Origin of the sequence: Aminobacterium colombiense DSM 12261, from assembly GCF_000025885.1 — a bacterium.
GTDB lineage: Bacteria > Synergistota > Synergistia > Synergistales > Aminobacteriaceae > Aminobacterium > Aminobacterium colombiense.
The window spans coordinates 792,275-813,621 of sequence record NC_014011.1 but is presented as its reverse complement, the minus strand read 5'-3'; the positions used below and the strand labels follow the sequence as shown (position 1 = coordinate 813,621).

15 protein-coding genes, 5 tRNA genes and 3 rRNA genes are annotated in these 21,347 nt (G+C 45.0%); 1 reads left to right on the top strand and 22 read right to left on the bottom strand.

Going from position 1 to position 21,347, the window contains the following annotated elements; translation table 11 throughout:
- Window positions 1-82: 82 nt before the first annotated feature.
- From ftsH to AMICO_RS03860, 22 genes are all read right to left on the bottom strand, one after another.
- Window positions 83-2,002, bottom strand: coding sequence for an ATP-dependent zinc metalloprotease FtsH (gene ftsH, locus AMICO_RS03965; RefSeq protein ID WP_013048178.1), 1,920 nt, complete (start codon window positions 2,000-2,002; stop codon window positions 83-85).
- The gene (gene hpt, locus AMICO_RS03960) at window positions 2,002-2,580 is read right to left on the bottom strand and encodes a hypoxanthine phosphoribosyltransferase (RefSeq protein WP_013048177.1); all 579 of its coding nucleotides are present in this window, start codon (window positions 2,578-2,580) and stop codon (window positions 2,002-2,004) included. The genes ftsH and hpt overlap by 1 nt, the downstream gene beginning before the upstream one ends.
- Before the next feature lies 1 nt (window position 2,581).
- Window positions 2,582-3,994: a tRNA lysidine(34) synthetase TilS gene (gene tilS, locus AMICO_RS09870; protein WP_013048176.1), complete on the bottom strand. Its 1,413-nt coding sequence runs from the start codon at window positions 3,992-3,994 to the stop codon at window positions 2,582-2,584.
- A 71-nt stretch (window positions 3,995-4,065) separates the two neighbouring features.
- Window positions 4,066-4,142 (bottom strand) — tRNA-Met (locus AMICO_RS03950).
- 4 nt (window positions 4,143-4,146) lie between these two features.
- Window positions 4,147-4,223, bottom strand: a tRNA-Met gene (locus AMICO_RS03945).
- Between the two features lie 40 nt (window positions 4,224-4,263).
- Window positions 4,264-4,352: transfer RNA gene (locus AMICO_RS03940), tRNA-Leu, on the bottom strand.
- A 78-nt stretch (window positions 4,353-4,430) separates the two neighbouring features.
- Window positions 4,431-6,101, bottom strand: a complete 1,671-nt coding sequence (locus tag AMICO_RS03935) for a type II secretion system protein GspD (RefSeq protein ID WP_013048175.1) — start codon at window positions 6,099-6,101, stop codon at window positions 4,431-4,433.
- Complete coding sequence (locus tag AMICO_RS03930; RefSeq protein ID WP_013048174.1) at window positions 6,094-6,636, bottom strand: hypothetical protein; 543 nt, start codon at window positions 6,634-6,636, stop codon at window positions 6,094-6,096. The genes AMICO_RS03935 and AMICO_RS03930 overlap by 8 nt, the downstream gene beginning before the upstream one ends.
- Complete coding sequence (locus AMICO_RS03925; RefSeq protein WP_013048173.1) at window positions 6,629-7,138, bottom strand: hypothetical protein; 510 nt, start codon at window positions 7,136-7,138, stop codon at window positions 6,629-6,631. The genes AMICO_RS03930 and AMICO_RS03925 overlap by 8 nt, the downstream gene beginning before the upstream one ends.
- A 2-nt stretch (window positions 7,139-7,140) precedes the next feature.
- Window positions 7,141-7,677, bottom strand: a complete 537-nt coding sequence (locus tag AMICO_RS03920; RefSeq protein ID WP_013048172.1) for a hypothetical protein — start codon at window positions 7,675-7,677, stop codon at window positions 7,141-7,143.
- Entirely contained in the window at window positions 7,662-8,453 is a 792-nt protein-coding gene (locus AMICO_RS03915) for a hypothetical protein (RefSeq protein ID WP_148211322.1), read from the bottom strand. Before AMICO_RS03915 ends, AMICO_RS03920 begins: the two co-directional genes overlap by 16 nt.
- Before the next feature lie 129 nt (window positions 8,454-8,582).
- Window positions 8,583-8,939 carry a hypothetical protein gene (locus AMICO_RS03910; protein WP_169302798.1) on the bottom strand — a complete coding sequence of 119 codons (357 nt, stop codon included), beginning with the start codon at window positions 8,937-8,939 and terminating at the stop codon, window positions 8,583-8,585.
- 83 nt (window positions 8,940-9,022) lie between these two features.
- Window positions 9,023-9,859 (bottom strand): hypothetical protein, encoded by an 837-nt coding sequence (locus AMICO_RS03905; protein ID WP_148211321.1) that lies wholly within the window; start codon window positions 9,857-9,859, stop codon window positions 9,023-9,025.
- Entirely contained in the window at window positions 9,852-10,172 is a 321-nt protein-coding gene (locus AMICO_RS03900; RefSeq protein ID WP_013048168.1) for a hypothetical protein, read from the bottom strand. The genes AMICO_RS03905 and AMICO_RS03900 overlap by 8 nt, the downstream gene beginning before the upstream one ends.
- Window positions 10,169-10,618 (bottom strand): type II secretion system protein, encoded by a 450-nt coding sequence (locus tag AMICO_RS09865; RefSeq protein WP_013048167.1) that lies wholly within the window; start codon window positions 10,616-10,618, stop codon window positions 10,169-10,171. The genes AMICO_RS03900 and AMICO_RS09865 overlap by 4 nt, the downstream gene beginning before the upstream one ends.
- 15 nt (window positions 10,619-10,633) lie before the next feature.
- Complete coding sequence (locus tag AMICO_RS03890; RefSeq protein WP_013048166.1) at window positions 10,634-11,824, bottom strand: type II secretion system F family protein; 1,191 nt, start codon at window positions 11,822-11,824, stop codon at window positions 10,634-10,636.
- A gap of 16 nt (window positions 11,825-11,840) precedes the next feature.
- Window positions 11,841-13,169 (bottom strand): GspE/PulE family protein, encoded by a 1,329-nt coding sequence (locus AMICO_RS03885; protein WP_148211319.1) that lies wholly within the window; start codon window positions 13,167-13,169, stop codon window positions 11,841-11,843.
- Between the two features lie 521 nt (window positions 13,170-13,690).
- A 5S ribosomal RNA gene (rrf, locus tag AMICO_RS03880) occupies window positions 13,691-13,806 on the bottom strand.
- A 62-nt stretch (window positions 13,807-13,868) separates the two neighbouring features.
- A 23S ribosomal RNA gene (locus tag AMICO_RS03875) occupies window positions 13,869-16,847 on the bottom strand.
- Between the two features lie 89 nt (window positions 16,848-16,936).
- A tRNA-Ala gene (locus AMICO_RS03870) sits at window positions 16,937-17,011 on the bottom strand.
- Window positions 17,012-17,018: 7 nt separating this feature from the next.
- Window positions 17,019-17,095: transfer RNA gene (locus AMICO_RS03865), tRNA-Ile, on the bottom strand.
- 75 nt (window positions 17,096-17,170) lie between these two features.
- Window positions 17,171-18,702 (bottom strand): 16S ribosomal RNA (locus AMICO_RS03860).
- The 16S, 23S and 5S rRNA genes sit together here with 2 tRNA genes alongside, the layout of an rRNA operon.
- Before the next feature lie 242 nt (window positions 18,703-18,944).
- Here AMICO_RS03860 and AMICO_RS03855 point away from each other — a divergent pair.
- The gene (locus tag AMICO_RS03855; protein ID WP_013048164.1) at window positions 18,945-21,269 is read left to right on the top strand and encodes a transglycosylase domain-containing protein; all 2,325 of its coding nucleotides are present in this window, start codon (window positions 18,945-18,947) and stop codon (window positions 21,267-21,269) included.
- Window positions 21,270-21,347 lie beyond the last annotated feature (78 nt).

Sequence of the window (21,347 nt, the reverse complement as noted above, 5' to 3'; positions counted from 1 at the left end):
CCCTCTAGTCTATCATTCGTTAGAAAAGTAAAAAAGCGTGCCCACAAAAGCGGGCACGCTTAGAGATTATCAGATGGTACTGTTATGCAAGATTACTTGCCACTTCAGGCTTCGTACTTCCCTTTCGTCTCAACTCTTCTTTTTTGCTCTCTTTAACGTCGCCATGGAGCAATCTTTCTTCCTGCTCTTCGGTCTCTTCTTCTGTAACGAAACCCAGAAGTTCATCAAGTTCTTTCCCTTCAATGACTTCTTTTTCTAGAAGGGTCTCAGCGACCATTTCGACCTGCTCTTTCTTTTCTGTCAGAATCTGCTTGGCCTTTTCGTAGCAGCCGTCAATAATGGCCTTTACTTCTTGGTCTATCATGTATGCAACATTATCACTATAGTTTTTATCGTCCGCGATGTCCCGCCCCAAAAAGACTTCCTGATGTTTATGTCCTAACTTCACGAGACCAAGAGCATCGCTCATGCCAAATTCCGTTACCATCCTTCTTGCAATTTGAGTAGCTCTGTCAAGATCGTTCCCAGCACCAGTAGTCACGTCACCAAAAGTGAGCTCTTCTGCCACACGGCCTCCCAGAAGTACTGTAATCTGATTTGTCAGTTCCGTCTTGGACATTAGGAAACGATCCTCATCAGGCAGCTGAAGCGTATACCCTAAAGCCATATGACCTCGCGGTATAATCGATATCTTATGTACGGGATCACAATTGGGCAAATACTTCGCCACCAAAGCGTGCCCTGTTTCATGAAACGCGATGATCCTTCGCTCTTTGTCGCTAACAAGGCGACTCTTACGCTCAGGTCCAGCGATTACACGATCTATCCCTTCTTCAAACTCAGCCATGGTAATGAGGCTTTTGCCAGCTCTAGCTGCCAAAAGGGCCGCTTCATTGACGAGGTTCGCAAGATCCGCTCCCACAAAACCAGGGGTTCTACGAGCCACTACCCCCAGATCCACATCATCGGCTATCTTCTTGTTCCTCACATGGACAGCCAATATTTCTTCTCTTCCTTTTACATCTGGGCGATCCACGACAATGTGACGATCGAAACGTCCCGGCCGTAAAAGCGCAGGATCAAGGATATCCGGCCTGTTTGTGGCTGCGATGAGAATAATCCCCGTAGACTCATCAAATCCATCCAGTTCAACCAAAAGCTGGTTCAGCGTCTGCTCCCTTTCATCGTGACCGCCACCAAGACCAGCCCCACGATGACGGCCCACAGCATCCATTTCGTCTATAAAAATAATACATGGCTGATATTTCCGTGCCTGCTCGAAAAGATCCCGAACTCGGGCTGCGCCAACACCTACGAACATTTCTACAAAGTCCGAGCCGCTCACACTGAAGAAAGGAACATCGGCCTCTCCTGCGGCAGCGCGAGCCAACAATGTTTTCCCCGTACCAGGAGGTCCGAGAAGAAGCACTCCCTTAGGCACTTTCGCCCCTAAGGCCCTGAATTTTCCCGGATCTCGAAGAAACTGGATGACCTCACTCAGTTCTTCTTTGGACTCATCGCATCCAGCCACGTCGTCAAAGGTGACTTTAGGACGGTTATCAAGAAAAAGCTTCGCCTTGCTTTTTGCGAAATTCATGACCTTCCCCCCGCCACCCTGCATGTTGTAGAGGAAGAATATCCACACTCCTATTAACAGCAACGTAGGGAAGAAAGAAGAAATCATTGTCGCCCACCATGGGGTTTTCTGTGGTGGTTCTACCTGGACATTAACATTTTTCCCTGCTATTTCTTTAGCAAGATCTCCTGTCCCTACAACCTCAGCCTGAAAACTTCTGCCGTCAATAAAGCGGCCGGATACGGTGTTTTCTTTTATCGTAACGCTTTTAATTTGTCCTGTATCTACTGCAGTCAGGAACTCGGAGTACGTGATTACTTCCGCCTGCTGTGGACTTTGAGCTGGTGATAAGAAAACGTTTACAAGGCTTACTACAAGTACTACGAGAATCAGGTACAACCCGAGATTCTTGATCAATCGGCCCACTAAATATCGCCGCCTCTCATTGATTTTCCCTCTTCGGGGCTATTCATATATATATCAACCATATGGATCGATGGCAAGTTCCGCCATTTCCCTGCATAGTCCAGACCATACCCCACTACGAACTTATCAGGGATGTCAAATCCTTTATAATCTACATTGACCGGTACCTTGCGCCGTTCCTCTTTGTCAAGCAACACACACACCCGTATACTCTCCGGTTCTCGCTCTCCCATCATACGAATGAGATAAGACAAGGTTAAACCACTATCCACAATATCCTCTACGATCAACACGTTTTTTCCCCTTATGTTTATATCAATATCCTTCGTTATTTTAACAATACCACTCGTTTTGGTGGAATCACCATAGGAAGAAACTGCCATAAAGTCCATGACTACGTCTACATCTTGATCTATGTAACGGATAAGATCTGAAAGGAAAATAACCGCACCTTTCAATATGCCTATTGTAACAAGCTCTTTCCCAGCATAATCTTTGCTTATCTGTTTAGCAAGTTCCTTTACCCTACGATGTATAACTTCATCTGACAGAAGTATGTCTGAAACAACATATTCCATTCTATTGTACTCCCTCCAGCGCCGATGCCACAGGCTCAAGCCTCAAAATTATCTGTGCTCCTCCATGATACGCTTTGTCAGAAAAAGTGCCTTCAAAAGGTATCCACTGCCATTTTTCACTTTTTGAAAAAACCGGCCATATTTTCTGTAACCACCAGGGTATTTTTTTCATTTTCCTATTTTTCAGGCTAGAAGACTCACTATCTGCAGGTGAAACAATGAGGCTGCTCCCCAACTCCAAAGGGAAAGCCTCTTGAAACCTTCCTGTAGAAGACGTCAAGGATCCTGAAAAGTGCTGTTTCTTTTCCCAATGCACCTTCCAGTAGCCCCATAAAAACACACCCCTGTCTCCTTTAAAAACAATCTCTTTAGATATAGCGTGAGTATTATACAAGAGTTTTGGGTTTATCCATACCATAAAACCTGAACCACAACAAATAAAAGCTTTATTTTCCCATTGAAATAACCACCGACCAGAAGTTTTTAAAGTTGCAATCAGGGATGTAAGGCGATTCCTTGTCAATGTTTTAAGACTCAAATTTCTTCCAATAGCCCGAATAAACCAAGCCTGTTCCTGCTCTGAGAGGGAACGAACAAATGAAAGTGTGGTCCCATACATAGAGAAAGGAACATTTTCTTTGCCCCATTGAACAAGCAACTCTCCCTGCTTCTCTTCACGTCGGCGGAATTCCTGCATATCCTGAGCGAAATCGACAAAATGTTGACGCGTAGAGGAATTTATTGTTCTTTCAAGCAATGGAATAATTTCATGACGGATGCGGTTCCTGACGTAGGTTGTGTCAAGGTTTGTAGGGTCTTCTCTCCAACAAATTCCGCGAGCCTGCAAAAGACGCCTTAAGTCTTCTCGCCACCATCCAGAGAGGGGGCGTATAAATTGTCCCCGGACCTCGGGTATGCCTACAAGTCCGAAGGGACCTGACCCACGGCAAAGATTGAATAACAGTGTTTCTGCTATATCATCAGCTGTATGGCCAAGCGCAACAACTGTTGCTCCTTCTGAAGCCGCTATCTGCTCAAAAAAATCGTAGCGAACCCTTCGCGCTCCTTCTTCTAGACTCTCACCCTTGCGTAAAAGGCGTGGGACAACAACATGCTCTATCTCGAATTCGCAACCCCATGCCTCTGCAAGCTTTTTTACGAAAGCCGCGTCTTCTATTGAACTTCTTTCTCTAATGCCATGCTCCAAATGAGCCACGATAACCTTTCCAGGCCAGAATTGCACAAAGAACCAGAGCAGAGCAACAGAGTCACTGCCACCAGAAACGGCAACTACAGCTGGTCCTATCTTTTCTGCCCAGCCCTGTTTTCTGGCTACAGCCCAGAATTGATCCCTCAAATATGGAAGTGATAATTCATATGGAAGTTGTTTTTCTAAACCTTTCATTTCAACCATTCAGCCACCTCCCAGAAAAGAGGTGAAACAAAAATGGCGGGAGATGGGTCCCCCGCCTATGAATTCATATTTGGTGGCGGTGACTGGAATCGAACCAGTGACACTGCGGGTATGAACCGCATGCTCTAGCCATCTGAGCTACACCGCCAAATTGGTTGCGGGGGCAGGATTTGAACCTGCGACCTTCGGGTTATGAGCCCGACGAGCTTCCTGACTGCTCCACCCCGCGATCTATATAGACATAACTAAAACCCAAATTAAGTACATTGTGGTGCCGGACGCGGGACTCGAACCCGCACGGACTTTTCTGTCCCCAGGATTTTAAGTCCCGTGCGTCTACCTATTCCGCCAGCCCGGCCAGCACTCAGACATTATAAGGAGCTCTTTAAGTTCTGTCAAGGGATTGACTACATGTCGTTGTAAGCGGCCCATGTAATCATGTCTGTATAGACAGTATATGGGGTATAACAATTATAATCACTTCGTTCTTTTCTTTTTCTGTATACTGAGTCGAAAACAACGAACCTAAAATGGGAATATCCCCAAGAAGGGGAAACTTATATTGGTTTCCCCTTTTTAGTTCTTTAAATAATCCTCCTATGACGAAAGGCTCCCCATCTCGAACTCGCACCTGGGTTTCCACTTGCCTTGTACTTGTCTCCGGATATGTTTCGCCTCTGGCTCCCTCCCTCCATGAAACAACCTCACCCGTTTTTATAACAAGCTTAATAGTTATGATCTCATCCCTTCCTACAAAAGGAGTTATTTCAAGTTGAGGCCCTACTTCCTCTGAAACATATGTAGGATTGCCCGCCTCATCACGTGTCGATACGTATGGATACTTTTGAACAAGCTGTATTCTTGCCTTCGTTCCCTCGATAGTTATAACTGACGGCTCTGCAAGAATGTGCCCCTTTTCTTCCTTTTCAAGGGTTGATATTAAGGCGTCCAATTTTTTTACTGTACCAGAAAGGGAAGTTATGTCTTCACCAAACATCCCTTCGCTGTAAGAATCACTGTACCCTATTCGACCAGGAGTCCCTCTGCCTTTATATTCCAGCATCCAGTGTTTATAAATTGATTCCAGGCACGACGCAACCTCATGTGAGGCGCGGTCTGCTATCTCAACAATCCTGGCCTCGATCATAACCTGCTTCCCTGGACGGTCTATAAGTTCAACGTATCGCTCCACTTTCAGAAGTTGCTCTCTATCAGCAGTTACATAAAGAGTGTTTAATCTTTCATCTTCCACAATTTTTTGAACCCCAGTAGCCTGTTTGACCATTTTTGCGGTGCTAGCGATATCGCTGTAGGCCAGCCTGAAAGATTTTGTTTCTGTCAAACCTAATATTTCCCCTAAATTTTCTTTTTTTCCAACCCAAAGAGTTTTGTCGCCCAAAGCAACAAATCGGAGGTCATTCGAACGGAGGAGATAAAAAAAAGCCTGGCTGGCTGAAATTTCTTTTAAAATTATTGTGGTTTTTCTCTCGGGGACGGAATCATCCAAGATAAGGTTCATATCCCAATATTCGGCAAAGAGGCGAAAAGCGTCAGGCAGCAAAACATCGCGAAGAGAAAGAGAGACAGACTCAGAGGCCATTTTTTCGGATATAGGCAAAAATGCTCCTTCCCCTGATTGCAACTCATGATATTGTCTTTTCCCCCTATAAGAGCCTTGCTCCTCTGCCCCCTCTCTTTGCAATGTAAAACACCAACTGGAGGACCGCTTTTCCCCATCGGCTTTATGGAGATTAAGTTTTAATCCTGTTTTGTGCAAGACGCTCATTTCTATGTATCCTTCTTTCTGCATGACATTGATGCTTAACAGAAGTGGCCCTTCATAATCACGATTCCATGTGGTAGAGGGAAGAACAACATTTCTCCACTTCAAAATTGTTTTTTGTTTATTTATCTCCACTATTTCTGGTTTAGGCAAATTTTGTCCCCCAACATAAACGGTGACCTTATCATGCTGAGCTTGCTCTACAGATACACCTGTCATAGTTCCCTTCTCCGTTCCATAAAGCTGACTGTTCTTTACAACGCACAAAAGCACTATCAATATGAACGTTCCCCAAATACGAAGAAGGAGGCGATTTCTATTCATTAGACGTTCCTCCTATTTTCAATTTCTGGGTACATTTTTGTTCTATTTCTAAATTCATAACATCTAGTGAAATATGTATCACTTTTACTTTTCCGTCATATAGAACATCCCCTTCTTTCACGAGAAGTCCTTTTTCTCCGCCTTCCTCGTCAAGAAGGGAAAATCTACCCGTTTGACCTACTATAACCCCTTTAAGAATCAAAGGTGTCTCTAAGTCTTCTTCTATGGCGTCTGTTTCTTTTGCATCATGAAAAAATGGAGTACTCCTGCGGGGGACAGCAAAGAGCAAAGAAGAATCCTCATCTTTTTTAGGCACCTGGGTTCCCTCAAGAGCTGCCTGCAGGTTTCTGGCAAGTTTTATATTATATTCATGCTGCGCTAAAGTGGTCTCGTCCATAGATAAAGTATGTGTTTCGCTGTAAGGAGCAAGAGATAAAGAGGGCAACCATACACTTATGCAGCAAATAAAACAACAAATTCCTGCTAGAAAAAAAGCTGAAATGGCAATTTTTATAAAAAAATGTTTTTTAGACATTCTTCTCGTCCTTCTTTTTGCACTCTAAATAAAGTTTTAGACGATCTCCGTTTTCACCTTTGGAGAGCTCTCCTGAATGAATGAGGAATGGTGAACTGGAAGCCTCAAGTTCCTCTATAAAGGAAACACACTCGCGATAAGGGCCTTCTGCACTTAAAATAACAACTTCACCTGCAGAAGAATCTTGTCGCAGATCTAAAAGAATCAGGCTACATTTATCGGTGATATCAGATAGCCACTCTAGAGAGGATTTTCTCTCTCCTAAACAAGACTGTGTTATTTCTTTTTCATGGCGGGCCAGAACTTCCTTAAAAAGGTTGTTGTCTTTAAGCAAAAGGGAAGCGTCATTTTGTATATGCTGTTCTTTTTCTAAAAGCCTGGTAATTTTATTTTTCATGAAACGCAGATCGTTACACAAAAAACATAGCCCTATAACTATACAAAGTACGGCTAGGATACCTGCACTATAGAAGGACAGAAAAATAATTCTCTGTCTTTTCATAACTATTCCTCCAATTTAACGAAAAGCAATCTTAATTTAAAATTGGATCGTTCTCCATTTTTAGAAAAATGCGGATAGTTTATGTCCTGAAGGTAAAGATTTTTATACAACTCTTCTCCCCAAATAAAAATCTCCCTACCCTCGCCTTCCCCACTGAGGAGCATTTCTTCTCTTTTAAATTGTATTTGGTCTAACACAACACTATCTGGAATGGAATTTATCAAAAACCGCAACACTTCTGAATGGTTATTTTTGTGGCAACTTGATGCCTCAAGACGTAAAGAACATGTTTTAATGAGATCTTTCTGTTTCATTGCCAAGTTCTTTTTAACAGACAAAACCTTATTTATATTTTGCCTTTTCGCCGCTATTTGACTGTCAAGTTCTATTGCCTTCTGATGGCAACAATAAATAGCCCCCCCTCCTGTCAGCAAGAAACATGCCAATAAAGCTGTAAAACCCCATTTATTTATACGGAAGAGTAATGAAGCATGACCACCTTTATAATAAGAGCGTAGCAAATCTAATTTAATGTCCATTGCAACTCTCTCAATGCCAGGCCAAAGGGGATTTCCCACCCTTTAAGCGACAAGGCATGGCCTTTTATATTCCACATATGATTGAGAGGGGGCAGTTCTTTCATTTCCGGAGCCATTCTTTTTCTTATTTCCAATGCAGTTCCGCTCTCCCCTCCTGCCCAAAACCAATGGTTGTCTTTGAGTAAAAGACTATCTATTCCAATACTCTCATCGTCCATACTCAGAACTGACGAAACTGTGTCTGTAAAAATATACTCTTCCTCAGAAACCATTAGCCTGTGGAGAATTGTACCGTCTGCGTAAAAAAGAGTAACCGGCCTGTAATCTGATCCATAGGGCCCCCCTACACCTCTTAAAAGACTAACTTGGGGAGGCTCTATACATGCAGCACCTATGCGAGAATGATGCAATATCCTTAAAAAGCGCTTAATAACCAGGTTTAGGGCCGCTGAAACGAGAAGGCTTACTTTTGGGGCAGAAGATCTCTCGTTGCTTTCGTAACGGAAACTATCACAACATATTTTGTCCCATGCCACTTTAAAACGTCGTTTAACCTCCCATTCTAATGCTTTCTCCAGCTCTCTTTGTGGCAATTCTGGAAAGTGTAGCGTTTCAAGAAATATATGGGTAATGGGAAGAGTACAGTTAATCAATACATTTTTGGGAAAGGAAGCTTCTTCCACTAGGTTTTTTAAAAGCTTCACCCAATCAAAAAAAGATTCAAATAGACTCGTTTCTTCAGGGACCGGATACTCTATCTTTTTTTTAACACTCAAATGCCCTTTCTCCCAACCTAGAACCACACACCGGACCCACGATTTTTCAACAGACAGACCTGCTAAGGGAATTTTCTTTTTTGAATGCTGAGAAAAAATTTTATGCATTGCTTTTCTTTCCCACCTTTATTATTCGTTGATCAAATAAAATGACCACTCTTTATCAGCATTTGAAAAACAATCAATAACGCATCCCACCGAGTAACTGATGTTTTTTAGAGAAGCTTTTGAACTGATAAGGTATATTATTCTGTCTTTTTGCGAGGATATTAAGAAAGAAATATTAGTTATGACATCAACATCATTTATCTGGAATGCTTTGATATAAGATGGCATTTGCTCATTGACAACTGCTTCATTTACACCTTCTAATTCCGGAAAATTTTTTTCTAGCCAGCTGGAAACTGCCGTTATTCCAGAAACTGCTGCGTGATGAAGTCTGATTGTTCTTTCGAGGTTTTGGATTACTGATATTTTCTCTGTCATTAAAGTATAAAAACATGGAAGACACGCAAGTAGAACAGACATGAAAATAAGCACAAAAATTAACACAAAACCCCTTCTTGTCCTTATATGTTTCGAGCGTGAAATGCCGTTACCACCTTTGATCTTTTACCTCTGCTTTCTATCTCTATGCACACTTCTAAAACTCCTTCCTGCTTATGATAAGTGAATTCCATACGAGAAATTCCGTTAACCACCGGCTGTGCACTCTGCTTAGTAACATCATGAAAATAAAGGGCATCCATTCCTTCCCGGGGACCTCTTTTCACATAGAACCTCGATGCACGTAAAAAGTGCAGAAAGGAGCCAATAGGAATTGATTCAACGTCTTGTGCGGACTCTGCAAGTTTTACCTTTGTCCCTGAAATATACGCCACCCTAAAGGGTCGCGTTGCTCCTGGAAAAACAACCCAATTGAGAGTCTTCCTCGCTTTACCACCATACGTAGGCTCCACTTTGCTTGACTTTGGCACACCTGAGAGGGTTACTTCCTGTAGAGAGGGAGCAATTGATATCACTTTTAAAAGAGATGGAAGGGTATAAACACATCTCAATTCATTTCCCCAATCTTTATTCATGATCTCTGCATCAAAATTCGGAACCACATTCAACGCCCTCCCCCAATGAGCAATAGAGGTGACTTCCTCAAAGAGCTTTTCGAAGTCGAGAGAAGCTGGAATGCCTTGCCCTGCATTGAGAATTTGAGGCATCATTATAGAAAAGACATGAGAAACTTTTACTTCCATATTATGGCCACGGGATATGTAAGACCTTAACAATACTACCCTTTGTACCCCCTGAAAAAAAATCCCTCCAAGGATAAGCGAAACACAAAGGGCTATTATTACTTCTATAAGAGTTCGGCCAGGCGAGAAGACGATCTTGCCCTTCTGGTTACTCACGCCAAAGAGTAATCTCATAGATAGGCTTATCCCCATTGGGAAGACACGGATCCAATGCCATGACATGAACTGTTTTTATGTTCTCTTCCAGTGTGCTTTCTTCTTTTAATTTTAGGCCGTTACAAAGCTCTATTGGCAAATTGCTCTCCGCTCGATAGTGAGCTGCGAGACTTGCCATGAAATATCTATTGCCTGTTGTGAGGGTTACTCCCAATACATATAAAAATCGCCATACTCCTGTCAATAAAAATAAGGCGATCATTACGCTTGTAAGGATTTCTGGCAAAGATACACCTTTTGACTTTTTTATCATTGAACCTTTAACCATACCCATTTCCCAGTTTCGCTGTCATAAGAGGTTATTGGCGGAGCAGCTGTTAGAGAACTGTAAAGTCCGCTCTCTGATGAATGTTTAGCAAGTCGAAGGAGTACCTTTTTATCAAGGGGGCCTGTCCCCACATAAATTGAATCTTCTTCTTCACAAATTGAATATTTCCCATTCAAGAGACTAGAATCAAGAAAAGGATCGAGAAGAGTTATATCTGAAAGGACTCCGTCTAGGTCTTCTTCATCAACGGAATACATAATATAAGCAAACCTTATTGAGTTTAGATCGGAAAGGACACGGACAGCTTTTGCCGAAGCAATGGTTCTAGTGGCTGCGATAACCACTCCTCCAGAAAGAAGGCCGATAACCATAAGCACAACAAGCAGTTCAATCAAAGAAAATCCTTTTTCTTTTCGAGTGCTCAATTTCACTCTTACAGCTCCTTTCTAAAATAATGAGATTCTTTGAAAAGCATTTAATAACGGGAAAAACAACATACCCACGAAGATAAGAACAATACCGCCAAGGGAAAAAATCATTATGGGCTCGGCGAGTACCTCAATTCTCTTCATTCTGTCTTGCGCCTCCTCTTTAAGGCGATCACTGACAAGTGGCAAAGTTTGTCTTAGTGTTCCTGATTTTTCAGAAAGAGACAAAATACGCACTATAAGAGGACTAAAAAAATCTTCCTGGAAACGCAAAGATTCCCCTAAGGACAGGCCTTTTTCAACATTCTCTGCTACAGTAAAAAAGCTTCTTTCTACTTTTTTATTCCCTGTCACAGATCCCGAAAGCTTTATAGCTTCAAGAAGAGGCACGCCAGAATTCAGGAGAGCAGCGAGTGTTTGAAAACTCCTTGAGAGAAAGACTTCTTTCCAAAGCTTATTTTTAGAAATTATCTTATCCCACAGAGACTTTTTTAAAAAACAATTTGTAAAAGAAAGCATTCCCAAAACGCCGCATATGATCCCTATCCCAACGGTAAGAAAGAACTTCGAGAAAGAAAGAAACAAACGAGTCGAGGCAGGAAGAGCTATGCCCAAATCGGCTAAAACCGCTTCTATTTGTGGAAAAACCTTAAAGAACAGAATGTTCAGCACAACCACACTAACAATCGCAACAAAAGCAGGATAAACCAACGCGCCAATAAGTTTCTTTCTAAAAACCCTCCTTTGCATGAAGTAAGAAGAAAGATAACGCAACATCTTTAAGAGCTCTCCGCTTTCTTCTCCTGCGCTCACCATAGCTAAAACTCCCGGAGGCCAGTCTCCGCTCAGCCCAAGACTTTCGCTAAAGGATTTTCCTCCTCTCAATTCATCTTGGATTTTTTGCAAAATGGAACGCAAAGTTGCCTGGGGCAATTCACTTTCCATTATGTAAAGGGAGTCAGACAAAGTTCCTCCCATGGAAATCATCGCCGATAAATGGGTGAAGAATAAACATAGCTCTTCTAGCGAAAGATTTTTTCTTCCCGATGGGAAGAACCTCATGTTTTCATTTTTTTTCTTTCCTTGTAGAGATACAACAATAAGTCCCCTTTCAAAAAGCATAGAAAGGGCCTCATATTGAGAACCAGCCTCTAAACTCCCTTTTATCTTTTCCCCCCTAGCTGTACGAGCAGAATAGGAATAAAGCATTTATTTAACCACCTCGTTAAATCCCCGTCCTTCCAGAAGAAATGCTTAAAATCTCTTCATAGGTAGTAAGTCCCCTTTCAACTTTAAGCATGCCATTTTCTACGAGAGTTCTCATCCCTTCTTTGCGTGCTTGAGTACGTATCTTTTGAACTGGGGCTTTGTGAAGCAAAAGCTCTTGCACTCTCTCAGTTATAGGGAGATATTCAAACACCCCCACCCTTCCGTGAAATCCCCTCCCCCCACAATAAGAGCACCCCACAGGACTGTTTGAATCCGGTTTTTTACAGAGAGGACATAATAATCGAATAAGTCGCTGGGAAACAACTGCTTTAAGTGAAGAGACAATTAAGAAAGGCGGAACTCCCATCTCTATGAGCCTTAAAGGAGCATTAGCCGCATCGTCAGTGTGCAAAGTTGAAAGGACCAGGTGACCAGTAAGTGCTGCCCGCATTACAAGATGGGCAGTTTCAGAATCTCGAATTTCTCCAACAAGGATAATATCTGGATCCTGGCGAAGTAACGAGCGCAAGACCACTTCAAAAGTTCGACCTGCCCTTTCATCGACCTCAACCTGATTTATACCTTCGTGGAATCTCTCTACCGGATCTTCAATGGTCGTCACATTAAGAGTAAGGGCGTTTACTTGCTTTATCAGCGCATGCAGTGTGGTAGACTTTCCACTCCCTGTGGGGCCAGTCACCAATATAAGCCCTTCCTTTTGAGAAAGAAGCTTTTCAAGAAGTTCCAAGTCTCTTTGCTCAAATCCTAATTGGTAAATGTTATCGGGAATTTTGGAAGAATCGAGGAGGCGCAAAGCAATTTTTTCGCCATCTACGGTAGGAAGTGATGATACACGTACGTCTAAAAAATCTTGTGAACCAGTCTTTATGTTAAATTGGCCATCTTGAGGACGCCTTTTATCAGAAATATCCATAGATGCCATTATCTTAATTCGCGAAATTATAGCAGGATGAAAATCCAATGAAAAGGAGTAAACAGCACGACAATATCCATCGATGCGAAACCTTACCCTGCTCCATGCCGACAACCCCTCTATATGAATGTCAGAAGCGCCATTTTTTGCGGCCTCATTAATTATACGATCTACAAAATCTACAATATCCTTTGCGGGAAAGGCTGCGTCATAAGCATCTGCATTGGTAAGATGAAGCATGTCAATGCAAGAGCGAATACTCGTAAGTGGTGATAAAAAGGGAACTATCCTTACTCCTGTTTTTTTGAATCCTTTTTTCAAGTCACTGGAGAAGAAAGGGTCAAAAAGAGCGATAGCCAAAAGTTTCTCCTTCTCAGAAAAGGCAATGGGAATGATTCCTAAGGCACTCATTTCTTTTAAAGAAAAAAACTGTGTACCTTTTATAAATATAGGAAACAAGGGAAGATAAGCTTGCGGAATCTGCGTCGCTGCTTTTATGCAAGACAAGATTTCATCTTCTTTATCAGGAAAGTGTTGCAATAGTAGGCGAGCAAGTGGAAAAGGCTTTTTTATATTAATCTCAAAAGTACTTCTTTTCTCAATAAAAAATTTAAATTCCTTATGTTGCAAAAGAAGAGCATAAAACTTTTGCCATATATTCTCTGAATTTAGAACAACCAATAAGCATCACCACAAATATATTTTATAGTCAAAAATGTCACAATGACCATACCATAGATATTTGTGTCTTTCAGATGCAAAAAAAGCGATCTCAAAGAATAGGATAGAAAAGTTAACATTTAGTGCTATTTTTTATCTTCTAACGTCATGTAAGCTTGCATTTGCTAAGAAAAGAAGGGGAAAGGAGGGTTTGTATTAGTTTAAAGGGGTTCTTCAAAGAAAGGAAAACAGATGAAGGCATAAAAAAAGATCCCTGGCGGCGACCTACTCTCCCACAGATAGCCTCTGCAGTACCATGGGCGCTGGAGGGCTTAACGTCCGGGTTCGGCATGGAACCGGGTGTGGCCCCTCCGCTGTGACCACCAGAGATCTCAAATCTACTCTTTCGCACAACAACACAGAAATGAGGGAAGAAATTCAAGGGAAAATGAGAATAAGGCCTCGGCGTATTAGTACCGGTCAGCTCAAAGCCTCTCAGCTCGTACACTTCCGGCCTATCAATCCTGTCATCTTCAGGACGCCTTACTTCCCTATCGGAATGGGGTATCTCATCTTGGAGGCGGCTTCCCGCTTAGATGCCTTCAGCGGTTATCCGACCCGAACATAGCTACCCGGCTTATGCAGCGGGCGCTACAACCGGTACACCAGAGGTTCGTCCACTTCGGTCCTCTCGTACTAGAAGCAGATCTCCTCAAATACCCTACGCCTATGGTGGATAGGGACCGAACTGTCTCACGACGTTCTAAACCCAGCTCACGTACCGCTTTAATGGGCGAACAGACCAACCCTTGGGACCTGCTTCAGCCCCAGGATGCGACGAGCCGACATCGAGGTGCCAAACCCTGCCGTCGATAGGAACTCTCGGGCAGGATCAGCCTGTTATCCCCGGGGTAGCTTTTATCCGTTGAGCGACGGCCCTTCCACTCGGTACCGCCGGATCACTAAGACCAACTTTCGTTCCTGTTCGAAACGTCTCTCTCACAGTCAAGCCACCTTATACCTTTGCGCTCTCTATGGGCGGTTTCCATACGCCCTGAGGTGACCTTTGCGCGCCTCCGTTACTCTTTAGGAGGCGACCGCCCCAGTCAAACTGCCCACCTGACACTGTCCTGCCAGCCGATTCAGACTAAACAGTTAGAACTTCAGCATGTCAAGGGTGGTATCCCAACAGCGGCTCCCGCAAAGCTGACGCCCTGCGTTCTATGCCTCCCACCTATCCTGTACATGACAGACCAAAATCCAATATCAGGCTACAGTAAAGCTCCACGGGGTCTTTCCGTCCCACCACAGGTAACTGGCGTCTTTACCAGTACCACAATTTCACCGGGTCCCTCGTTGAGACAGTGCTCAGATCGTTACACCATTCGTGCAGGTCGGAACTTACCCGACAAGGAATTTCGCTACCTTAGGACCGTTATAGTTACGGCCGCCGTTTACTGGGGCTTCATTTCAAAGCGTCGCTTGCGCTAACCTCTCCATTTAACCTTCCAGCACCGGGCAGGTGTCAGTCCCTATACTTCGGCTTACGCCTTATGCAGAGACCTGTGTTTTTAGTAAACAGTCGCCTGAGCCTGGTTTCTGCGACCACCCTTAGCTCCATATGATTTACACTTCACCAGAGTGGCACCCCTTCTCCCTAGGTTACGGGGTCAACTTGCAGAGTTCCTTAACGAGGGTTTTCCCGCTCACCTGAGCCTTCTCAGCTAGCCCACCTGCGTCGGTTTCGGGTACGGGCAGCCTATACCTCCCTAGAGGCTTTTCTCGACAGCCGAGCTTCAATGACTTCGATCCCGTGGGATCTCCCCATCAGACCTCAGAAATAGCGCCTCGGATTTGCCTGAAGCGCCTTCCTACATCCTTGGACCGGGTATTCCATCACCCGGAGCACCTAGCTTTCTGTGTCACCCCTTCAGTTATAACGGCATAGGCCGGGGCAGGAATGTCTACCTGCTGTCCATCGACTACGCTCTTCAGCCTCGTCTTAGGTCCCGCCTAACCCTGGGAGGATGAACCTTCCCCAGGAAACCTTGGGCTTTCGGTGAGTACGTTTCTCACGCACTTCGCGTTACTCATGCCGACATTCTCACTTCCATACAGTCCACGCGACCTCGCGGTTCGGCTTCACCCCGTATGGAACGCTCCCCTACCGATATATACTCACTAGCACATATCCCGCAGCTTCGGCAGTATGCTTAGCCCCCTACATTTTCGGCGCAAAAGTCCTCGACCAGTGAGCTGTTACGCACTCTTTAAAGGGTGGCTGCTTCTAAGCCAACCTCCTGGCTGTCCAGGCACTCTCACATCCTTGCCACACTTAGCATACACTTAGGGACCTTAGCTGACGGTCTGGGCTGTTTCCCTCACGACCACGGACCTTCTCACCCGTAGTCTCACTCCCGCAATACAGATATGGTATTCGAAGTTTGGTTGAATTTGGTAGGACCCCAGTCCCCCGCATCCATCCAGAGCTCTACCCCCATATCTGAACTCGCAAGGCTGCACCTCAATGCATATCGGGGAGAACCAGCTATCACCGCACTCGATTAGCTTTTCACTCCGATCCACAGCTCATCCAAATCTTTTTCAACAGATACTGGTTCGGTCCTCCATCCGGCTTCACCCGGACTTCAACCTGGCCATGGATAGATCGTACGGCTTCGGGTCTATTAAACGAAACTAACGCCCTATTAAGACTCGGTTTCCCTACGGCTACAGTGCTAACGCACCTTAACCTCGCTACGTCTAATAACTCGTCGGCTCATTTTACAAAAGGCACACCGTCACGCTCATAACATCGCTGCCACTCGCGCTCCGATTGCTTGTAGGCACACGGGTTCAGGTCTATTTCACTCCCCGCCAGGGGTGCTTTTCACCTTTCCCTCTCGGTACTGATTCTCTATCGGTCACCAGCAGTATTTAGCCTTGGATGATGGTCCACCCTGATTCAACCGGAATTCCACGTGCTCCGGCCTACTCGGGAGATCCTCTCAGAGGTCGTTACCTGTCGCCTACTGGGCTATCACCTTCTATGGCCTGCTTTCCCAACACAGTTCGGCTAGATAACAACTTTGTAACTCCAACGCCAGCCTGCGGGCTGACATGAGGATTCCCACAACCCCGACAACACAACGACCGCAGCCTTACATGCCATCGGTTTAGGCTATTCCCCTTTCGCTCACCACTACTCAGGGAATCTCTTCGATTTCTCTTCCTCCGGCTACTGAGATGTTTCACTTCGCCGGGTTCCATCCACTTATGGACGCCTGGATTCCTCCAGGCAGGTTGCCCCATTCGGACATCTGCGGGTCAAAGGCCGCTTGCGCCTATCCGCAGCTTTTCGCAGCTTGCCACGTCCTTCGTCGGCTGCTGGTGCCAAGGCATTCACCGTATGCCCTTTATACCTTATTCTACTTACTTTCCCTCGATTACTTCCCTCTATTCCTATGTCAAGGTGCAAAAGCGAAACTATATAACATGCACATATAAGTGACTACAAATGGTGGAGATGATCGGATTTGAACCGACGACTTCCTGCGTGCAAGGCAGGCGCTCTCCCACTGAGCTACATCCCCATAAAAATGGTGGGCCGAAGAGGAGTCGAACCTCTGACCTCACGGTTATCAGCCGTGTGCTCTAACCAACTGAGCTATCGGCCCATCACAAGATGGAAAAACAGTGCGCAAACTAAAGCATAGCATAGCTTTATCTAAAAAGCTATTATTTCTCCTTAGAAAGGAGGTGATCCAGCCGCACCTTCCGGTACGGCTACCTTGTTACGACTTCACCCCCCTCACCAGACACACCTTAGACGGATCCTTCCTCGAAAGGTTAAGCCTCCGGCTTCGGGTGCACCCAACTCGGGTGGTGTGACGGGCGGTGTGTACAAGGCCCGGGAACGTATTCACCGCGGCTTGGCTGATCCGCGATTACTAGCGATTCCTCCTTCATGCAGTCGAGTTGCAGACTGCAATCCGAACTGAGACCGACTTTGTGGGATCCGCATACCTTCGCAGGCTAGCTTCCCGCTGTATCGGCCATTGTAGCACGTGTGTCGCCCTAGGCATAAGGGCCATGATGACTTGACGTCATCCCCACCTTCCTCCAGCTTGTCGCTGGCAGTCCATCCAGAGTCCCCGACTTCACTCGATGGTAACTGGATGCAGGGGTTGCGCTCGTTGCGGGACTTAACCCAACATCTCACGACACGAGCTGACGACAGCCATGCAGCACCTGTGTACGCTCCTTGCCCGAAGGCTAGGTCCTTCTCCTTTCAGATCCGTACCACGTACATGTCAAACCTAGGTAAGGTTCTTCGGTTTGCATCGAATTAAACCACGTGCTCCACCGCTTGTGCGGGCCCCCGTCAATTCCTTTGAGTTTCAATCTTGCGACCGTACTCCCCAGGCGGAATGCTTATCGCGTTAACTCCGGCACGGATGCCTCTCGACACCCACACCTAGCATTCATCGTTTACGGCCAGGACTACCGGGGTATCTAATCCCGTTCGCTCCCCTGGCTTTCGCGCCTCAGCGTCAGTTGCTGGCCAGTAAGCCGCCTTCGCCACTGGTGTTCTTCCCGATATCTACGCATTTCACCGCTACACCGGGAATTCCGCCTACCTCTCCAGCACTCTAGATACCCAGTTTCAACCGCATCCATGAGTTGAGCCCATGACTTTAACAGCTGACTTAAATATCCGCCTGCGCGCCCTTTACGCCCAGTAATTCCGGACAACGCTCGTCCCCTACGTATTACCGCGGCTGCTGGCACGTAGTTAGCCGGGACTTCCTCGTATGGTACCGTCACTTCCTTCTTCCCATACAACAGAGGTTTACGACCCAAAGGCCTTCTTCCCTCACGCGGCGTCGCTGGGTCAGGCTTCCGCCCATTGCCCAATATTCCCCACTGCTGCCTCCCGTAGGAGTCTGGACCGTATCTCAGTTCCAGTGTGGCCGGTCGCCCTCTCAGGCCGGCTACCCGTCATCGCCTTGGTGAGCACTTACCTCACCAACTAGCTGATAGGACATGAGCCACTCCTTCAGCGGATCGCTCCTTTCACCTCTCGGCATATGGGGTATTAGCAGCCGTTTCCAACTGTTGTCCCCCTCTGAAGGGCAGGTTCTCATGCATTACTCACCCGTCCGCTACTAAACAAATATATCCACCACTCCGAAAAGTCGCTTCAATATCCGTCCCGTTCAACTTGCATGTGTTAAGCACGCCGCCAGCGTTCGTCCTGAGCCAGGATCAAACTCTCCATAAATTTCTTAAATGGCTCGCTTTACATCTGCGCACTGTATTCTCTTTTCAAGCTTCGTAATGATCGCTGCCCTAACTGGCAACGGCGAAAAATATACCATGCCTTTGAAGGGAATGCAAGCCCTTTTTAAAGTTTTTATAAAAATTCTTTTGAGATGATATAATTTCTCCGTCAATGAACAAGATGCAGTCTCCTGAAAATACATTTATACTAGGTAACATGTTGTTTGGAGGAGGTTTTTAAATATGACGAGAAAAGAACCCGAATCAAACGCTGCAAAGCGTGACGGGAAACAACCCCCACAATCTGGCGGTTTATATCTTATCCGAAAAGTACTTTTTTTAGTTCTATTGGTAATGGCGGCAGGCATTGCCGTTGTTTTTGTTTTTGGAGCTCTTTATATAAAAGAAATATCTGAAGAGCTCCCGACAACATCGCAAATACTTGCTCACAAAGAAAACGTGGCAAGTACGGTTTATGACAGAGATAACGAGATTATAGCACGATTATTTACGGAGAATAGAAAACCTGTGCAATTGAAAGATATTTCTCCGTGGATACTGAAATGTACTTTAGCTGCAGAGGATTCCTCTTTTTATCAGCATGGCGGGATAAGAGTTACTGCCATTGGAAGAGCATTAATGGTTGATATTCTCCATCGAGGAGCCCGCCAGGGAGGTAGCACTATTACACAGCAATTAGCTCGTAATCTCTTCTTATCCCAGGAAAAGACCATTAAAAGGAAAGCAAAGGAGATTATGCTCGCCATTCGCATGGAACAGCTTTTCTCGAAGGATAAGATCCTTGAAATGTATCTCAATACCATATATTTTGGACATGGCGCCTGGGGGATAGAAACAGCAGCTAAAACTTATTTTGGTAAGGAATCAAGAAATCTTACCCTCTCTGAATCTGCTGTTATCGCAGGTCTAATAGCTGCTCCAGAACGGTATAGCCCACTCAACAATATAAATAACGCCAAAAAACGCCAAGGGTATGTCCTCGGCCGTTTAATAGACCTCGGATGGATCGATAGTGAAACAAAAGAAAAAGCATATATTGAAGAAATTAACTTAAAGCATGTCCCAAATAAAGTTACGGAATTTAACAAGGCCCCTTATTTTATTTCACACTTGCTCATTAATCACCTCCTCCCTACCTATGGAGCTGATCTTGTATATAGCGGCGGTATGGAGATATACACAACCATTGACCTGGATCTGCAGGAAAAAGCTGATAATGCGATCAAGATGTTGAAAAGCCAAGGGGCTCTTGTTGCACTGGATCCTCTCACAGGAGAAGTTTTAGCCCTCACGGGAGGAAAAGATTTTTCAACAAGCAAATTTAACAGGGTTACTCAGGCTTATCGTCAGCCTGGCTCTGCCTTTAAACCCTTCGTCTTTGCTGCTGCTCTGGAAAAAGGCATTATGCCTACTGATCATTTTCTTGATGCACCTCTCTCATATGATGTCCCGGGAGAAGAAAAAACATGGGAGCCTGGCAACTATGGCCAAAAATTTCACGGGGAAGTGACCGTTCTCGACGCTCTCATTCATTCTTATAATACAGTGGCGGTACGCATGGCCGACATTACAGGTGTTAGCAATATTATAAAGATGGCACGAAGCACAGGAATTACTTCTCCCCATTTGCCTCATGATTTATCGATTGCTCTTGGAACCGCAAGTGTAACACCATTAGAAATGGCTACGGCCTTTTCAACTTTTGCCAACGGAGGTCATGTTGTTTCTCCTTTGATGATACGTGAAATTCGATCAGGGAATGGAGACGTGCTTGAATTCCATAAGCCAGAGATACGAGAAGGGATCTCTCCTGTCACCGCAACTGTTATTCGCTCTCTCATGGAAGATGCGGTTCGAGCTGGTACAGGAAGAAATGCCCTTATCCCCGGATGGGAAACTTTCGGTAAAACTGGAACTACAAATGAGTATAGTGACGCATGGTTTGCAGGAGGTGTTCCTGGCCTTGTCACTATTGTCTATGCAGGAAATGACGACCATAAAGCCCTTGGTAGAAATGCAACTGGAAGTGCTATTGCAGTACCAGTGTGGAAGAGTTTTATGAGCGAGGCTGTTAAAGTGCTTCACCTTCCGCAGGCCTTTGATATCCCTCAGGGTCTTGCAGTAGAAGCTGTTCGAGTATGCAGGCAAACTGGTTTTTTAGCCGCTCCTGGCTGTTCAGCCGCAACCTTGCTTCTGCCAGCGGGATCGACTCCTACAACCACATGTCCTATCCATGGAGGAGATATCTTTGCCTGTCAAAATGACTCCTTGGCTCCAAGACTTTATCTTCTTCCTCAAGACGAGGAACATTACTATACTTATGCCAAATTCCCAGATGGAGATATTCCTTTCTCTCTCGCCGGTTCCGATATAGAGGTGAAGGTGTCTTCAACTGTTGAGGAAAAATCGCAACTATCGCACAAACCAGCACAAAAATCAGTTATCCCTGTTGGAGAGCAAGATCCGTACAAGGACGATCCCAGCCCTGCCCAAACAATCGAGGAACGCTACCAGGACCTTCTAAAGCAATACGGCATTACAAACTAAAGCCGTATAAAAGATGCGACTCAAAAATTAAAAGGGCAAAACCGAAAAACTCGGTTCTGCCCTTTTTTCTATGAATGT

Bases quoted from the DNA above. Each gene is read 5' to 3' on its own strand.
- AMICO_RS03890 (WP_013048166.1), bottom strand. From the start codon at position 11,824: ATGCTTTATTCCTATTCTGCTCGTACAGCTAGGGGGGAAAAGATAAAA.
- AMICO_RS03925 (WP_013048173.1), bottom strand. From the start codon at position 7,138: ATGAAAAGACAGAGAATTATTTTTCTGTCCTTCTATAGTGCAGGTATC.
- AMICO_RS03930 (WP_013048174.1), bottom strand. From the start codon at position 6,636: ATGTCTAAAAAACATTTTTTTATAAAAATTGCCATTTCAGCTTTTTTT.
- AMICO_RS03910 (WP_169302798.1), bottom strand. From the start codon at position 8,939: ATGACAGAGAAAATATCAGTAATCCAAAACCTCGAAAGAACAATCAGA.
- tilS (WP_013048176.1), bottom strand. From the start codon at position 3,994: ATGGTTGAAATGAAAGGTTTAGAAAAACAACTTCCATATGAATTATCA.
- AMICO_RS03855 (WP_013048164.1), top strand. From the start codon at position 18,945: ATGACGAGAAAAGAACCCGAATCAAACGCTGCAAAGCGTGACGGGAAA.
- AMICO_RS03920 (WP_013048172.1), bottom strand. From the start codon at position 7,677: ATGGACATTAAATTAGATTTGCTACGCTCTTATTATAAAGGTGGTCAT.
- hpt (WP_013048177.1), bottom strand. From the start codon at position 2,580: ATGGAATATGTTGTTTCAGACATACTTCTGTCAGATGAAGTTATACAT.
- AMICO_RS03900 (WP_013048168.1), bottom strand. From the start codon at position 10,172: ATGATAAAAAAGTCAAAAGGTGTATCTTTGCCAGAAATCCTTACAAGC.
- AMICO_RS03885 (WP_148211319.1), bottom strand. From the start codon at position 13,169: ATGAGTGCCTTAGGAATCATTCCCATTGCCTTTTCTGAGAAGGAGAAA.
- AMICO_RS03935 (WP_013048175.1), bottom strand. From the start codon at position 6,101: ATGAATAGAAATCGCCTCCTTCTTCGTATTTGGGGAACGTTCATATTG.